Origin of the sequence: Vibrio sp. 10N.261.51.C6 (genome assembly GCF_041471785.1) — a bacterium.
GTDB lineage: Bacteria > Pseudomonadota > Gammaproteobacteria > Enterobacterales > Vibrionaceae > Vibrio > Vibrio crassostreae_C.
In genome coordinates this window covers 67,873-83,644 of record NZ_JBFRPB010000012.1, presented here as the reverse complement: position 1 = coordinate 83,644, position 15,772 = coordinate 67,873, and the positions used below count along the sequence as shown (strand labels likewise).

The following is a 15,772-nucleotide window of genomic DNA, read 5'->3' as shown; positions in this document are numbered from 1 at the left end:
CTGTGCCTTTTGAACTTGGCTGTGTAAACGTGAATTAGCGTCGACTGGTAGGGGAATCGCGTTTTAAGTTGCTGAAATAATGAACATAAAATGCACATTTAGGTTTGATGTTGAGCTTCGAAACTTAGGGGTTTAGATGGAATAGGCAGGTGGGATGCGAAGTTAAATATTCCAAAGTAATCAAGGGAGCTCCTTATAACTAGAAGCTATCTGGATATTTGAGCTTACTCTGGCGCATAAAATCGTGATCTGCAGCCACACCTTATGCAACAAATGAATGTCAACCTTGGAGAGTAAGGTTTGGTTCACGGTTTTTTAATCTTGGGAGCTTACATTGGGGAGCAAATCTGATGTGAACACTTAACGACACAGGATCTTTCCATGAAAAAGAACATTATCGCCCTCGCTCTTGGTGGCATGCTTGCTTTTGGCGCAACACCTTACTCTTTTGCTGCTAACGATGGTGCTGTACAGGCTTCTGCGGATTACGCGCAGTTGGTGACTAAGCGACAAGTTGTCGACCAATTACTTCTTGATGCGTTGCAGGCGTTTAAGTCTCCGGCAAGAATTTCTCACGCGGGCTTCACGGCTAAAATGCCAAGTAACATGGAAATTGTGACTAACCGATTGTTAGAAGCGTACCAGCTAGAACCTTACCGTACTGACTTGTTGATCTCGGCTGCGAACGCTCAGATCTACAACAAGAACGCAGAGCGCGCGATTGAATTGTTTGAACAAGCGCTGATGGTTGCCCCAGACGATGTTGACCTTCACGCTTACCTTGCGGTTTGGCAGCGATTTGAAGGCAATGAAAGTGAATCCAACAAGCACATGGAGAAACTGGAAAACCTGAACAAAGGTAAAGCAGAAGACATCAAACGTATTTTTGCAACGGTCGACCGCGTGTTAGAAACACCGCTTAAAGAGTCTGCAGATAAGGGACTGTTGAGCGACCACGGTGCCATCGTCACTTTGGGTTACGCGCTTAACCCTGATGGTTCTATGCATGAGATCTTGATTGAACGTCTTGAAACCACATTAGCAATGTCGAAAGCGAACCCTGATGCGATGATCGTGTTGACGGGCGGAGTGCCAAAGAATCATAAGACTGAAGGCAAGTTAATGGCGGATTGGCTTATCTCAAAAGGGGTAAGCAAAGACCGCATCATTGAAGAGAACTACGCGACTAGCACGGTAGGCAACGCCTTGTTCAGTAGCTATGCGCTTGCTCGTCATGATATTAAACATGCGACCATTATCAGCTCGGCAAGCCATGTTCGTCGTGGTCAAACTCTGTTTGAGATCGCGAGCTGGCAAACGGGCCCTCAGGGCATTACCTTCGATACGGTCTCTTACCCAGATAAGCCGCTAGAAGATCTTAAGAAAGCGAGCAGTGGTGAGCTTCTAGGCATCTACCGTGACGCACTGAGAACGTATGGTATGTGGAGCTACCGCTCTTACCCATTAGAGTCTCGCTAAGCCCAAGCATTATTTGCGTTTGTGAAAAGCACCGTTCGCGTTAAACCAAAGCGTCACTTGTTAGTACAATCGAGCACAGCTAGATGATATGCTGTGCTCCTATTTAATTTAGTGTTTCAAAGGCAAAAAAATGAACCCGATTTTAGCAATGTTGAAAGAGAACAATATCAGCGACGAGCAGATCAGCGAGATTTTCAAGACGTTGACAGAGAACCCTCTTGCAGCAATGGCGACAATCAGCCAACTTGGTTTACCACAAGATAAGCTTCAAATGCTGATGGGTCAGGTAATGCAAAACCCTGCGCTAATCAAAGAAGCAGTTGAAGAGCTTGGCCTAGATTTTTCTAAGGTTGAAGCGGCTAAAGAGCAACTTCAAAAATAAGTGAATTTGAATGAGCTAATATCGAATTAGCTTAATCCACATTCAATAAAAAGGTCGTTTAAGTTCAGCAACAGGCTGTCTTAACGGCCTTTTTTGATCTTGGTGGCGATTTTCTATTTTGATTTGAGTGCTTTCAATCATCCCCTCCGACCCTATACATACCGACCATTCCAACACAATTGACAGCAACCTTGCCAAATATGCGCGACTACTGACAATTTACTTACTAGACTTAATTAACCTATGTGCGACCTGATATGTGGACCTTGATGAACAGAGTTTTTGGATGAAGAAAACCCTAAATAATAGGGCTAACCGATTTGGGCCATAAGCGCGGTTTGTCTATGAGTCACATTAAGGAAAAGAATAAGAGGGCAAAAACTAAGCCCTTTATTGAGCAGTGATTTATAGGAAATGAGTTATGAAGTATTTAAAGGAAACCGCTTTAGCGAGCCTTGTGCTGGCTGGGCTTGTTGGTTGTGGCGGTGATTCAGGTTCATCAAGCAGCACGACACCCATTACTTTGAGCGTGAGTGATGCGCCCATTGATGATGTTAAAGACGTCACCGTGACATTCAGTAAGGTCGCTTTACTTCCTCAAGGGGGAGGTTCGCCACTGATATATGATGTGTATAAAACGGACGAAAACGGCGATTACGTTGATGAAAATGGCGATCCATTGCCAGATGGTGAGGATCCGATTCCATTAAGTGTGAATTTGTTGGATTACCAAGGTAGCGAGGCGCTTCCTTTGATTGAAAATGAGGTCATTCCGGTAGGCAGTTATAAGTTGTGTGTGTTTGCGAATGATGGCGATCATCCAACAGATCCATCTTACGTGGTAGAAAATGATGATACGAATCGTGAGTTAACGGTGAAAGGTAATGGGGCGTGCCCGCAAGTGGGTAAAGAAGATAACGCTGGCGTACTTTACTTTAAGGATTCATTTAACGTGAACCAACAGAGTAACGACTTTGTTGTCGAGTTCGATCTTCGACGAGGCCTAAAGAACAGTTCAACATATCCTGATTACACTATTCAAAGAACGTCTGTAAGTCTTATCAATACGGTTGAGACAGGAAACATTGAAGGTACTGTTGCTCTTTCTACTTATGATACTTGTAACGGTGGTGATAATACATTTGTTCAGTCGGTGTACTTGTATGAAGGTAATGTTGAACAAGCTGACATGGCACCGATCGGCGGCAGTGATGAAGTGAAACCGATCACTTCAGCGTCAGTGGCAATGAATGAAGCACAGACTAACTATGAGTTCTCTCTGGGCTTCATTGACCCAGGTACTTACTCATTGGGTTATACCTGTACTGCGCAGTACGACAGTGATGAAGACAATGCAGCGCCACTAGCCGCTGGGTTCACAATATTCGAAGCTCAAAATGGCGTACTAGTAACTGTTGGTCAAGACAGCCAAGTGTCATTCTAACCTTTATGTGAATTACGTTTTTTTAACCAAAACGGCCTCTTATTTGGAGGCCGTTTTTGATCATGTCACTTAGCTAGCATGAATTTGATGCGCATTGAGTGTGACTCTAGGGAAGTGATGATGTAACGTTGTATCTCTTACTTTAACCTAGCGAAATGTACTCCGGCGTTGCTCATGAAATCTAGCCTAAGCATTCGATCTTACACCAAGCAATTTAATACTCATGCCCATGATGGCTACCATCAACTCGTGCTGCCTATTCAAGGGAGTATTAGTATTGAAATGGTGGGATATGTCGGCAAGGTGGCCGTGGGCGAATGCGTGGTGATTCCGGTAACCACAGCGCATGCGTTTAAGGCGGATGAAGCAGCGCGGTTTATTGTCGCAGATATGGCAGAGTTACCGCAGCACTTGTTAGAGCATGAGCTCTCGGTGTTTACTATCACGCCACCCTTAATGAGCTTCTTGTTGTTTGTTGAGAAGCAGCTGGAATATCAGGTCGATAGCGGTATTGAGTCATCCATCTTGGATGTGTTTTCACTGCTGTTAGAGCAACAACAAGTGAGCAAGAGCATCGACCCAAGAATCCGCGCTGTACAAAGGCTGATAGCGGATAATTACACACAACCATTATCCATTTCGCAACTTGCAGAAACGGCTTGTTTGAGCCCCACTCAATTCAAAAAACGCTTCAAAGAATGTCTGGGTATCAGTGCGCTTAAACACATCACTCGCTATCGTATGGAGAAAGCCCAAGCCTTGTTAACTCATACCGATTTACCGGTTCAATTGATTGCTGAAAATGTGGGCTATAGTGATGTGTCTGCTTTCAGTCGTCGCTTCTCTCAGCACTTTGGCATGTCTCCAAGGGCGTTTCTAGGCTCAATGAAAGACAGTCTTTAGAAACAAGAATAGCGTCCTTTCGGCAAACTAACTTTTATCAATCTTCACTATTATCTATTTCAGAACTGAAAATTGGGTAATAGAAATGAATCTTGCCATCAATCGCGTTAACGAATTCCAAACGGGCACTTTAGCCATCTTGTTTGCTTCTATTTTATGGGGCACGACAGGCACCGCCGCAAGTTTTGCGCCTGATCTAAGCCCATTAGCGATTGGTGCTTTCTCTATGGGCGTCGGTGGCCTAATGCAAGCGGGATTGGCGTATCGAAAAATCCTATTCGCTTTCGACAAGCTTTTGCAGAACAAGAAGCTGTTGACGGTGAGCGCTTTGGCTTTAGCGATCTATCCTTTAGCTTTCTATTCTTCAATGAAATTATCTGGCGTGGCGATTGGTACAGTGGTTTCGATTGCTACCGCACCTTTCTTTTCTGCTCTGTTAGAGTGTCTTATTAGCAAAAATAATAATATCAACAAACGTTGGCTCACTAGCTTTGCGATTGGTGTGGTGGGTATTGGGTTGTTGGTGTTTTCAGAATCTTCATCGACGAATGAATCCGGTGATGATCTCAAGCTGTTCGGTATTGCTTTAGGTTTGCTCGCTGGGTTGTGTTACGCCATTTATTCTTGGGCGACCAAAGCACTGATCGACAAAGGGATTAAGTCACAAGCGGCGATGGGCAGTATTTTTGGCCTGGGTGCGATGCTGTTGCTGCCAACGCTCTGGTTTACGGGGGAGAACCTGTTTTCCTCGCAGATTAACGTATTAGTCATCAGTTATCTGACGTTAATCCCACAATGCTTGGGCTATATCGCGTTCAGTTTTGGTTTACGCCACGTGACCGCGAGTAGCGCCAATCTGCTGACTCTGTTTGAACCAGTAGTTGCAGCGGTGCTTGCCGTCTGTGTTGTCGGTGAGCTGATTCCTTTTACAGGCTGGTTAGGTATGTCTCTGATTGTGTTGTGCTTGTTTATACAGTCGAAGCCATCTAAAGGAACGTTATAAGTATTTGTTTTGTTTTGCCTAATTGAAATTTTTTCATGTGTAATTCTTATAATTGAATAAAATCAGTATCTCAGTTGTGAGAGTGCTGTTACTATCGCTATCAATAGTCGGGGTGCATATACCTTATTTGGTGTTTGCTGAGATCGTTAATCGAGACCCGTTGAACCTGATTCAGTTAACACTGGCGTAGGGAACTATGATTACTTTGCCTACGTGGTTCAACAATGATCTCTCATTGCTTTCACCTCCACACTCTCTTTGCGGCCAAAGTTCGGTTCTCTTACGTCTTTTAGACAGTAGGAGCGACCATGACACAGCATTCCAATTCTCAAGTATCACCTAACAGCACTCAAACACCAGAAAACCAATCTTCTTCGATCAATACTCCGATTGTTTTGACCATTGCGGGTTCTGACAGTGGTGGTGGCGCGGGCATTCAAGCTGATATTAAAGCCATGTCTGCAACGGGTAGCTTCGCTTGTTCGGTAATTACCGCGATTACATCTCAGAACACCCAAGGCGTGTCCGCTATATTTCCAATCCCACTAGAGCATGTCGCTAGTCAGTTAGATGCAGTGTTTACCGATCTGAATATCGTGGCGGTAAAAGTTGGTATGTTGGCGGATTCGCAAATCATCAAAGTCGTTGCAGACAAAATCAAACAATACCAACCAAAACACTTGGTAATTGACCCTGTAATGGTCGCGACAAGCGGCGACCTTCTTCTAGAAAACTCTGCTATCACTACGCTAAAACAAGAGCTGATTCCGCTCGCCGACATTATTACCCCTAACTTACCTGAAGGCGCGGCGTTAACAGGCAAGCCGGTACCTGAAAGCGAAGCCGAAATGCAGGACATGATTGAAGATCTGCGCGCTTTAGGTGCTAAAGCCGTTCTGCTAAAAGGTGGTCATCTAGAGAAAGATGAAAACAGCAATGACTTACTGATTCTACCAACTGTATCTGCTGTGATTAGCGCGAAGCGTTTTCCTACCAAAAACACTCATGGCACGGGCTGCACGCTCTCTTCTGCTATTGCTTCTTTCTTGGCTCAAGGCAACACGCTCCCAGAGGCTGTAGACCTGGGTAAACAATACATTTCACGCGCGATTGCCCATGCTGACGAGTTGAAAGTCGGTCAAGGTCATGGCCCAGTAAATCACTTCTTCGCTGGGCACGGGAATGTCCGTTAATACGGTGGGTGTTCAGCTCAGCAATGCCTCTTTACGTTATAACGACAGTGAGCACGCAACCTTATCGGGATTGTCGCTTAGCTTAAACGCAGGCAAGTGGACAGTGTTACTTGGTCGCAGTGGCTGCGGAAAAACCACGGTATTGCGTTATCTGGCAGGCTTGTTGGACGACAAGGTGGAATGGCAGGGCACATTGGCAACGTCTGATGAATTGCCTTTAACGGATCGCATCGCTTACATGGCGCAGCAAGATTTGTTACTGCCATGGCTATCGGTTATCGACAACGTGTGTTTGAGCCATCGCTTTCAAAATTCCGCAGATAAGCATAAAAATATCGAGCATAAAAATCAGGCGTTAGAGCTACTGATTTCTGTTGGTCTGGCTGATTACGCGGATGCTATGCCGGATCAATTGTCTGGTGGTATGCGTCAGCGTGTTGCTTTGGCTCGAACCTTAATGCAAGACAAGCCAGTCGTGCTGATGGATGAGCCTTTCTCTGCGCTGGATGCGGTAACGAGACACAAGCTGCAAAGTTTAGCGTGTGAACTGTTAAGGGGTAAAACCGTTGTGTTGATCACTCATGATCCACAAGAAGCGGTGCGTCTGGCGGATAACTTGTATGTGTTGCAAGGCACACCGGCGAACGCTCAGTCTTTATCTGTGCCTCTCACTGCCACACCAAGAGTGTTAGATGGTGAATGTGCTGAGTTACAACAAGCGATCTTAGATCAGTTGGAGCGTGATTATGCATGATCTAACGCGAAGTGGAGCTGTAGCTCATTCAACTAACGGACAGGCTGCCACTACACGCCATCGTCAGATGAATCCTGTTGTTCGTTTGCTTATCAGCAGTGCTGTGATTCTCGGTTTATGGCAGTTAGTTGTGGTTATCTTCGAGATGCCGAGCTTCATTCTGCCCACGCCAGCAGAAGTCTTTTTAAAGCTGATTGAACGTTACGATGTGTTACTCAAACACACATGGGTGACTGCGCAACAGATCCTACTTGGCTTGTTACTCGGTTTGTCGATGGGGCTGTTTTTCGCCCTGCAGATGCTGATGTTTGATCCGCTAAAGCGTTGGCTATTGCCTATCTTAATTGCCAGCCAAGCGATCCCTGTGTTTGCTATCGCGCCAGTACTGATGCTGTGGCTTGGTTATGGCATCGCCTCAAAAGTGGTGATGGCGGCGATCATTATCTTCTTCCCAGTAACCACTTGTTGTTACGACGGTCTGCGCAATACACCGACAGGCTATCTCGATCTTGCCAAAACGATGGGTGCATCGAAATGGCAACTGCTCCGCCATATCCAACTTCCTGCTGCACTGCCAACCTTAGCGTCTGGCATTCGTGTAGCGGTGGTGATTGCGCCAATTGGTGCCGTAGTCGGGGAATGGGTTGGTTCGAGTGAAGGGTTAGGTTACCTAATGCTGCAGGCCAACGCGCGCATGATCATTGATGAGATGTTTGCTGCCTTGTTCATCTTGGCGGTGCTGTCTATCTCGCTCTACTTCGTTACAGATAAATTACTCAAAAAAGCTATCCCTTGGGAAAACCAATGATGGCTTCGCTCAACATAAGAATAATATTCAAAAGGAAAGGTTAACCGTGAAAAATACAAAATTGATAGGTGCAGTGGCACTGCTTGCTTCATTGGTTTCAGGTCATGCTCTAGCGGACTCTGAACAGAAAAAACTGACACTGATGTTGGATTGGTTTGTAAACCCGAACCACGGCCCGATTGTGATTGCTCAAGAGCGCGGTTACTTTGCAGATCAGGGTCTAGAGATTGAAATCCAAGAACCCGCTGACCCAAGCACACCTGCAAAACTCGTTGCAGCAGGTAAGGTCGATCTCGCAGTAACCTATCAACCAAGTTTAACCATGGATGTGGCGGCAGGCTTGCCTCTCGTTCGTGCATCAACCCTTATTGCGACACCACTGAACACACTCATGGTGCTGGATAACGGCAAGAACGATTCGTTAGCGGATCTGAAAGGCAAGAAGATCGGTATCGCGATTGCGGGTAATGAAGAAGCGACGATCGGTACCATGCTGGCTCAGGAAAACGTTGCGTTTACAGATGTGCAAACCATCAATGTTGGTTGGGCTCTTTCGTCTTCACTGGCATCAGGCAAGGTAGATGCAATTTGGGGTGGCTTACGTAACTTCGAAACGAACCAGCTAGCCCTTGAAGGATTTAAAGCCAAAGCATTCTTCCCAGAAGAGCACGGTGTGCCAGCTTACGACGAGCTTATCTTTGTTGCGAACGCAAAGAAACACGATGATGAAGCGATCAAAGCGTTCAACAAAGCATTGGAACAAGCAACGACTTACATTGTGAACCACCCCCAAGAGTCATGGAGTGAGTTTGTGGCGTATTCACCAGATACGTTGAATAGCGAGCTTAACCAACGCGCATGGAACGACACGCTGACTCGTTTTGCACTTCGTCCTTCTGCTGTAGATATGAAGCGTTACGACGATTACGCACAGTTCATGTTTGACAAAGGCATTATCAAATCACTACCGAAAGCCGCTGACTACGTACCGACTTTTGACTAAGGAATCTCATGAAATACCAAGACTTAATCCAAGCCTGTCAACAAGATTGGCAAGACTACACCGAGCATGATTTTGTTAAAACGCTGGCAAACGGCACACTCGCTCAGCCGTGTTTTCTGCATTACTTGAAGCAAGATTTTCTGTTTTTAAAGCAGTATGCCCGCGCTTATGCATTGGCAATTTACAAGGCTAAAACCTTGGCTGATATGCGTCGTGCACTGCCAAGTGTTCATGCGTTGCTAGATTCTGAAATCTCTCACCATGTGACTTACTGTGGTCAGTGGGGTTTAACCGAATCGGATTTAGAAAACGAACCTGAAGATTTCGGCACTGTTGCCTACACGCGCTACGTTCTAGATGCGGGTATGACGGGTGATCTTGTCGACTTATATGCGGCACTGGCTCCGTGTTCAATCGGTTATGCCGTGATTGGTAAAGCGCTGTTAGAAAGCAGTGATACTGTTTTGGAAGGCAACCCATACGCAAGCTGGCTGCAACTGTATGGCAGTGAAGAGTTCCAGTCTGGCGTAGCAACGGGCGCGGAATACTTCAATCAGTTGCTTGCTGAAATTGATATCAACAGCGAACGCGGTCAGAACATCGTTCATATCTTCAAAACCGCAACGCGTATGGAAGTGGCTTTTTGGCAGCAAGGGCTGAACGCTCTTGATGATTCAACAGCGGCTTAAAAGCGACTTTCACGAATAAGGATTTACCCATGCTTACTGAACAAATTATTCAATCGCTACGCGCAGTACGAGAGCAAAAACCACTGGTTGTGAACATCACTAACTATGTAGTGATGAACAACACGGCCAACGCGTTATTGGCGATTGGCGCTTCGCCTATTATGGCGCACTCGCAACAAGAACTGGCAGAGATGATGTCTTTCTCTGGTGCTTTGGTGATTAACATCGGCACGCTCGACAGTGTTTGGACGCCAAGAATGTGTTTTGCTGTTGAGCAAGCGAACGCGAACAACAAGGTTGTGGTTCTTGACCCTGTGGGTTGTGGGGCAAGTACGTTGCGTACCGAGACTTCTCGTGAAATTGCACGCTTAGCCGATAAGTTGATCATTCGTGGTAACGCGTCTGAGATTATCGCGTTAGCGGGCGAACAAGCGCAGAGCAAAGGCGTTGATGCGCTTGATAGCAGTGATGCTGCGTTAGGTGCTGCACAGTGCTTAGTGGCTGAATACGGTGCAAATGTGGTGATATCTGGTGAGACAGATTACGTTGTCACCAAAGACAGCGTGGTGACGTTAAACAATGGACACCAAATGATGCCGTATGTGACGGGTATGGGGTGTACTTTAACTGCATTGACGGGTGCTTTCGCGGCTGTTGGTGATGACAGTGGTTTGGCGGCAGCAGCGGTATTAGGTGTGGTTGGTGAAATCGCGGCTGAAAACTCTCGCGGCCCAGGTAGCTTGCAAATTAACTTGCTTGATGAGTTGTATCAGTTAGACGAAGAGACTCTGATTCAACGCTTGAAGATTCAGTAGGGCTAATCTAACTCTAAGCCACAAGTTAGAGTTAGATTAACTTAAAAAAGCCCCCGACACTTATGTGTAGGGGGCTTTTTATTACTGGTTTGGAACTGTGTCAGCTGTGTATAGACTGGCTGGCTAGGTTCTAAATCGGTTAACTTGGCTCTCTAGGTGATGAGCAACCTCGGTTAAGTCGCTCGCTGCACCTGAAATGCTGCTTACCGACTCTTGGTTGCTTTGAGCAATAGTGTTTGCACCTTGCGCGTTTTCACCCAGTGATTTGGTAAGACGATCCTGCTCATCAACCGACACCGCGATTTGGCTGTTGGCTTGGTTCAGATCTTGGATGTGTTGATTAATCACATGTAAGTTCTGAGAAGCTTGCTGCGCCTGCGTTGAAGCGTCTGAAACCGTGCTGTGGCTCTCTTTGATAGACTCTAACGCATCTTTAGCGCCACGTTGTAATGAGGTGATGAGCTCATCAATCTGGCTAGCAGAGTCTTGGGTACGTTTAGCGAGCGTTCTTACTTCATCGGCTACTACTGCAAATCCGCGACCTTGTTCACCTGCGCGCGCAGCTTCAATAGCCGCATTCAATGCCAACAGGTTGGTCTGCTCAGAAACGCCTTTGATTACTTCAAGAATGGCACCAATGTTCATCGACTCTTTATGTAGGTCGGTCACTTTTTGGCTGCTTACCTGCATGCTTTCATCGGCGCTACCAATTTCATGCAGTGTCTTATCTACTTCTTTCAGTCCCATCGCCACATTCTCGGTGGCTTGGTTGGCAACTTGAGACGCGTGGTTAGCACTTGCCGCAATTTCTGATGTGCTGGAAGCTAATTGATCAACGGCAGAAGAGATATTGATCATTTCACTGTTCAATTGTGTTGCGTTGGTCGAGCTGTTATTTGTCACTTGATTGAGTGACTCCGACATCTCACCAATACGCACGCTAGAACGGTTCACTTGGCCAACAATATCGCGCAGAGACTCAATGGTGATCTCCATATTAGTCAGCAGTTCGCCAATCTCATTTTTGCTCTCAATGTTCACTTCCACATTCAGGTTGCCCTGAGAAAGCTCGTTGGTGATCTGTTTAACTTGTGCGATGCCTTTAGTAATAGAGCGAGTCACCAACACGGCGCTCGTCATGCCAATAACTAAAGCCACACCCGTCAGCAATATGATGATTTGAACTGAACGTTTTTCACTGGCTTGCAGTACTGGTGTTAATGCTTGTTTCTGTTGTTCTAGAATGCTCTGAGCATCAGCTACCGAAATCGCTAAGCTGTCGCCAATAGAGGCGAGGGTCGCGGTTCTTTGAGTGTTCTCAATCATCTGTTGATGAACTTGCTCAAAGCCTTTCGCATAGGCTTCACGTTGGTTAGAGAAATCTTCAATCAGTTCACTTTGATAAGGAGATGATTTAAGAGATTCAATATCGCCTTCGATACCTGGCAGAGCATATTCAAAAATGTCTTTACCAGCTTCATAGGTTTTGAGGTCGTTGTTGTTTGAGTAACTCAGCACAGTGATCTTGGCGGCGAGGAAGTTCTCCATCAACATGCCTGCGTACAAGCTCGCGTTTGGATCGTTGTTATTGTATGACTCATACAATAAGCTCTGAGCCGCTTTCAGTGCGTTGGTTTCTCGTGTGACCATTTCCACGTTCACTAACTGGTCAATGAGCAGTTGGCTCTGTTTCATTGAACCATAAGCCGCATCAAAAGCTGCAACGCTGTCTTGCACTAATTGCAGGCTCGACAAGCTATCAGTATTGGTGGTGGTTTGGATTAAGTTGTTCAGCAGTTCATCAATCGCAAGTTTGCTCGATTGATAATTCGCTTCGTATTGATCATCCAATGACTCTAAGTAACGTTCAGAAGCTAAACGCATCTGAAGAAAGTGCACTTGAATGTTGCCTGACAATGTCGCCTTGTGGCTGAGGTCACTGTACTGGCTAAAGCCGTTCGACAAGGTTTGAATACCTTTGTAACTCACAAGGCCTGAAATGACGAAAAAGAGCAAGCAGATGGCATAACCCAGCTTGATCTTGAGCGCTATAGAAAGGTGGCGCATAACTATCCCTATATTTACCTGATTCCTTCATAGGGGAGTATTTCATAAAACAGCATTCTGGGCATGCTAAAGCGAATAGTTTGTGTAATAAGTAACGCTTTTGTTAGAAAAATCGGGTTTTTCGACATGCTTTCAACGAGTTGCGTATTTGAATTCAACCGCCTAACTTAAGGAATTAAGTGCTAACTTCCATGCATAGGATGTGATTTGTCGGTAAAATGGCAGAAAACCAATTTTAGAAATCGACTTCAAAGGTACGCGATGAACCCTTATAAACTTTATCTGGTGACTGACGACCAACAAGATCTAGAAACGCTTAAATTCGTGGTTGAACAAGCGGTTGCTGGTGGCGTCACTATGGTTCAAGTAAGAGAAAAACATGGGGACGTAAGAGCCTTCATTGAACGAGCACAAGCGGTTAAGTCGATTCTGGCTGGCTCAGGTGTTCCGCTGATCATCAATGACCGAGTGGACGTAGCATTGGCTGTCGACGCCGATGGTTTGCATCTGGGTCAATCGGATATGCCTGCAGAGTTAGCACGTAAGCTGATTGGTTCAGACAAGATTCTTGGGTTATCAATTGAAACTGAACAGCAGCTACAACAAGCAGATAGTTTGCCGATCGATTACATTGGTCTCAGTGCGATTTTTGCCACACCGACTAAGACAAACCTCAAGAAACACTGGGGTTACGAAGGTATTCAAATGGCGTTAGAAACGACCAAGCTTCCGATTGTCGGGATTGGCGGCATCAACGAATCGAACATTCCTCAGCTGACTGAAACGGGCATTCATGGATTAGCGTTGGTATCAGCGATATGTCACGCAGAAGACCCGAAACAAGCGACCCAAGATTTGTTGTTTTTGATGGGAGAGTGAGTTTGTGGTGGCTAGAAAACAAATGAGACTCGTCATTTGTTTTCTAGTTAGAGCGCATTAAAGCGCTCGATGCAGTAGCCAGTAAAATTTGTGGTCTAACTTACTGAATACACAGAGCAACCGTGCCGATGACCATAAGAACGATCGCAGCGTACCAACCGTATTGTGCTGTTTTATCAGCCACAAACACCTTAATGTAGTTGATCTCTTCATGCGCCATTGCGATGAAGTCCGTGTAGTTAATCGATAACTCACGGCTAGCTTCTTTCAGGTCTTGTTGAAGCTTGTTGAAAGACTCATCGATGAAGCCCTTTGTTTCCGAAGCAGACGGAGTAGCAGTTAACGCTAGGCTATTCCAAACCGCCATACGCGATTCATATTCGCTTTCACTGACACAATTAAGTACGCGTAAATCATACTCTCGTTTGTTACGCTCTTTACCCATTTTCTCAGGGCAAATATTTCTTAAAACGTTCACGACAAATCTTCCAAAAGGTTCATTTAGATATAAAAAAGCACTCAAAGAGCGCTCATAAACTGGGTGCGAATTAATATTCAAAAAGTGATCTATTTGAAACCGATATAAGCAACGGCAAGGCTGAGCGCTTATCTGGGAGATTTGAAGTTGGGTCAGTGGTGTTAAAGAGCGATTTGGGCCTGTCTATATTCGTTTGAAAAGACAAACCCGTTGGGATCGCAGTGTAGTTATGTCACTTTGGGACATCAACTAGGGTGTTTTATCCACACGACAAAGATATTTATCGGCAAGATAAGCAGAAATGAGGTAGCGGTGGTGTGTTCCATGCCGATATTGAATCTCTGAATTGACGATGTTTTGAAAATAGAGATGATTTGTAAACAGGGGAGGCTAGTTGGCTTGCCATTGATTGTACTGCAGTGAGTGCCCCTTAAGCTGCTCAATAAGGCTGGTGAGAACTGGGCCATTGATGTGGCTGCGAGAAACTAAACAACCTACTGGAGTAATCCAACCACCATGCTCGTGTGAGACAGGTAACGCCACAATATCGCCTTTTTGAATGCCTTCCATCACCATCATCTCGGGCACATTTGCCCAACCCACGTTTTGTTCAACGAGATCAACAATGTTCTTGTGGTTGTTCGCATACCAACGCATCGAGCTAATACCATAGGTGAACCACAGTTCGCGCTGCTTTGAGCTGCGATGCACACATTGGCGATAGCGCTTTAGGTCTGAGTCTTGTACAACGGACATGCGACTCAGTTCGTGAGTGGCAGAGCTAACAGTTAGGAAACGCGCTTGGCCCAGCAAAAAGAAATCCATATCGACCTTCAGTTCGCCATCCGCGTAGATGATGCCAATCTGTGCATTTCCTCGTCTTACTAGGTCTTCAACATCAAAGGTTGAGGTGGTAATGATATCGAAGTGTGTGATTGGAAATTGATCGGCGAGTGAGCTGATTATCTTAATGAAGTTCTTATCTATGATGCTTTCATCAACCGCAATGATCAGTTCGTGCTCATCTTCTTGGGTCAGCGATTCTACTTTTTGATCGAAGTACTTTTGCTGGTCAAGAATGGACTTAGCCACAGGCAATAACGCTTTACCTTTGCTGGTTAAAACGGGGATGTTTTTCTCTCGGTTAAACAGCTCTTGGTCAATGGCAATTTCGAGGTTGGCTATCGATTGGCTTACCCCAGACTGAGCTCGTTTCAGTTTGCGAGCGGCGGCAGAGAAAGAGCCACTTTCACACACAGTGACGAAGACTTTTAATTGCTCAAAACTGTACATGTTATCTCTCGCTCAATACCAAAGGGAGTAATAACTCCTAGGCTATCACTATTCGTGATGGCTGTTAACTTTCTCTTATTATTTCAGGTGACATAATCTCGACCAATCCAACACGTAATAGATTATTTAGAGGAATGTATGAGTACGTTAGAAAGAGTGTTCCACTCTGTGTTATTTGAAGTATTGGCCGTCACACTATCAATTATAGGCTTAGCGATATTTACCGATCATGATGTGAATGCCTTATCAGAAACCATGATAGTTGTTGCGACCATCGCGATGATTTGGAACTACTGTTTTAACCGTATTTTTGATCGTTATTTCACGGGTGAAAAATCAAAGCGTTCGCTCAAATTACGTGTTTTTCATGTCGTGCTATTTGAGGCAGGCTTGCTGGTGGCGACGATCCCAGTGATGGCTTACTTACTTGATGTGGGGATTTGGCAGGCATTTTTAATGGATATCGGCGTGACCATTTTTATTACCATTTACACGTTTGTGTTTAATCTGATTTATGATCATATACGAGCATTCTGGGTACGCAGAGCGGACTTAGCCGTTCAGTAATCTACCAAGTCAGTA

At 45.4% G+C, this 15,772-nt stretch carries 15 protein-coding genes, 1 pseudogene and 1 riboswitch; of the genes and pseudogenes, 13 read left to right on the top strand and 3 right to left on the bottom strand.

The genetic code is table 11. From position 1 onward, the window contains the following. Positions 1-381: 381 nt before the first annotated feature. The 11 genes and pseudogenes from AB4375_RS03035 (at position 382) to thiM (ending at position 10,473) form a co-directional block, all read left to right on the top strand. Positions 382-1,479: an ElyC/SanA/YdcF family protein gene (locus tag AB4375_RS03035; RefSeq protein WP_372051006.1), complete on the top strand. Its 1,098-nt coding sequence runs from the start codon at positions 382-384 to the stop codon at positions 1,477-1,479. 130 nt (positions 1,480-1,609) lie between these two features. After that, positions 1,610-1,861: a DUF2999 family protein gene (locus tag AB4375_RS03030; RefSeq protein ID WP_009844829.1), complete on the top strand. Its 252-nt coding sequence runs from the start codon at positions 1,610-1,612 to the stop codon at positions 1,859-1,861. A 421-nt stretch (positions 1,862-2,282) separates the two neighbouring features. Beyond that, a complete protein-coding gene (locus AB4375_RS03025) occupies positions 2,283-3,305 on the top strand; it encodes a DUF4382 domain-containing protein (protein WP_017068444.1) in 1,023 nt (340 codons plus the stop codon). 174 nt (positions 3,306-3,479) lie between these two features. Continuing rightward, positions 3,480-4,208 carry a helix-turn-helix domain-containing protein gene (locus AB4375_RS03020; RefSeq protein WP_372051005.1) on the top strand — a complete coding sequence of 243 codons (729 nt, stop codon included), beginning with the start codon at positions 3,480-3,482 and terminating at the stop codon, positions 4,206-4,208. A gap of 85 nt (positions 4,209-4,293) precedes the next feature. Further along, positions 4,294-5,211 carry a DMT family transporter gene (locus AB4375_RS03015; RefSeq protein WP_372051004.1) on the top strand — a complete coding sequence of 306 codons (918 nt, stop codon included), beginning with the start codon at positions 4,294-4,296 and terminating at the stop codon, positions 5,209-5,211. A 98-nt stretch (positions 5,212-5,309) separates the two neighbouring features. Beyond that, positions 5,310-5,421: riboswitch (TPP riboswitch) on the top strand. A gap of 98 nt (positions 5,422-5,519) precedes the next feature. After that, positions 5,520-6,404 (top strand): bifunctional hydroxymethylpyrimidine kinase/phosphomethylpyrimidine kinase, encoded by an 885-nt coding sequence (thiD, locus tag AB4375_RS03010; protein WP_372051003.1) that lies wholly within the window; start codon positions 5,520-5,522, stop codon positions 6,402-6,404. Continuing rightward, positions 6,394-7,158 carry an ABC transporter ATP-binding protein gene (locus AB4375_RS03005; RefSeq protein WP_372051002.1) on the top strand — a complete coding sequence of 255 codons (765 nt, stop codon included), beginning with the start codon at positions 6,394-6,396 and terminating at the stop codon, positions 7,156-7,158. The genes thiD and AB4375_RS03005 overlap by 11 nt, the downstream gene beginning before the upstream one ends. Positions 7,159-7,231: 73 nt before the next feature. Further along, positions 7,232-7,966: pseudogene (locus tag AB4375_RS03000) on the top strand (ABC transporter permease); the annotation flags it as partial. A gap of 46 nt (positions 7,967-8,012) precedes the next feature. Beyond that, complete coding sequence (locus AB4375_RS02995) at positions 8,013-8,969, top strand: ABC transporter substrate-binding protein (protein ID WP_017071988.1); 957 nt, start codon at positions 8,013-8,015, stop codon at positions 8,967-8,969. Between the two features lie 8 nt (positions 8,970-8,977). Further along, the gene (gene tenA / locus AB4375_RS02990; protein ID WP_017061912.1) at positions 8,978-9,658 is read left to right on the top strand and encodes a thiaminase II; all 681 of its coding nucleotides are present in this window, start codon (positions 8,978-8,980) and stop codon (positions 9,656-9,658) included. A gap of 29 nt (positions 9,659-9,687) precedes the next feature. Further along, complete coding sequence (thiM, locus tag AB4375_RS02985; RefSeq protein WP_017064406.1) at positions 9,688-10,473, top strand: hydroxyethylthiazole kinase; 786 nt, start codon at positions 9,688-9,690, stop codon at positions 10,471-10,473. A 123-nt stretch (positions 10,474-10,596) separates the two neighbouring features. Here the strand turns inward: thiM and AB4375_RS02980 are convergent, their stop codons facing one another. Then, positions 10,597-12,540, bottom strand: a complete 1,944-nt coding sequence (locus AB4375_RS02980; protein ID WP_372051001.1) for a methyl-accepting chemotaxis protein — start codon at positions 12,538-12,540, stop codon at positions 10,597-10,599. A gap of 261 nt (positions 12,541-12,801) precedes the next feature. Between AB4375_RS02980 and thiE the strand changes: the two genes are divergently transcribed. Next, positions 12,802-13,419 (top strand): thiamine phosphate synthase, encoded by a 618-nt coding sequence (gene thiE / locus AB4375_RS02975; RefSeq protein WP_372051000.1) that lies wholly within the window; start codon positions 12,802-12,804, stop codon positions 13,417-13,419. 100 nt (positions 13,420-13,519) lie between these two features. On the opposite strand, the gene AB4375_RS02970 is transcribed toward thiE, so the two are convergent. After that, complete coding sequence (locus AB4375_RS02970) at positions 13,520-13,864, bottom strand: hypothetical protein (RefSeq protein WP_017064409.1); 345 nt, start codon at positions 13,862-13,864, stop codon at positions 13,520-13,522. A 423-nt stretch (positions 13,865-14,287) separates the two neighbouring features. Next, the gene (locus AB4375_RS02965; RefSeq protein WP_102393602.1) at positions 14,288-15,190 is read right to left on the bottom strand and encodes a LysR family transcriptional regulator; all 903 of its coding nucleotides are present in this window, start codon (positions 15,188-15,190) and stop codon (positions 14,288-14,290) included. Positions 15,191-15,328: 138 nt separating this feature from the next. Between AB4375_RS02965 and AB4375_RS02960 the strand changes: the two genes are divergently transcribed. Continuing rightward, a complete protein-coding gene (locus AB4375_RS02960; RefSeq protein WP_372050999.1) occupies positions 15,329-15,757 on the top strand; it encodes a PACE efflux transporter in 429 nt (142 codons plus the stop codon). Positions 15,758-15,772: the final 15 nt, after the last annotated feature.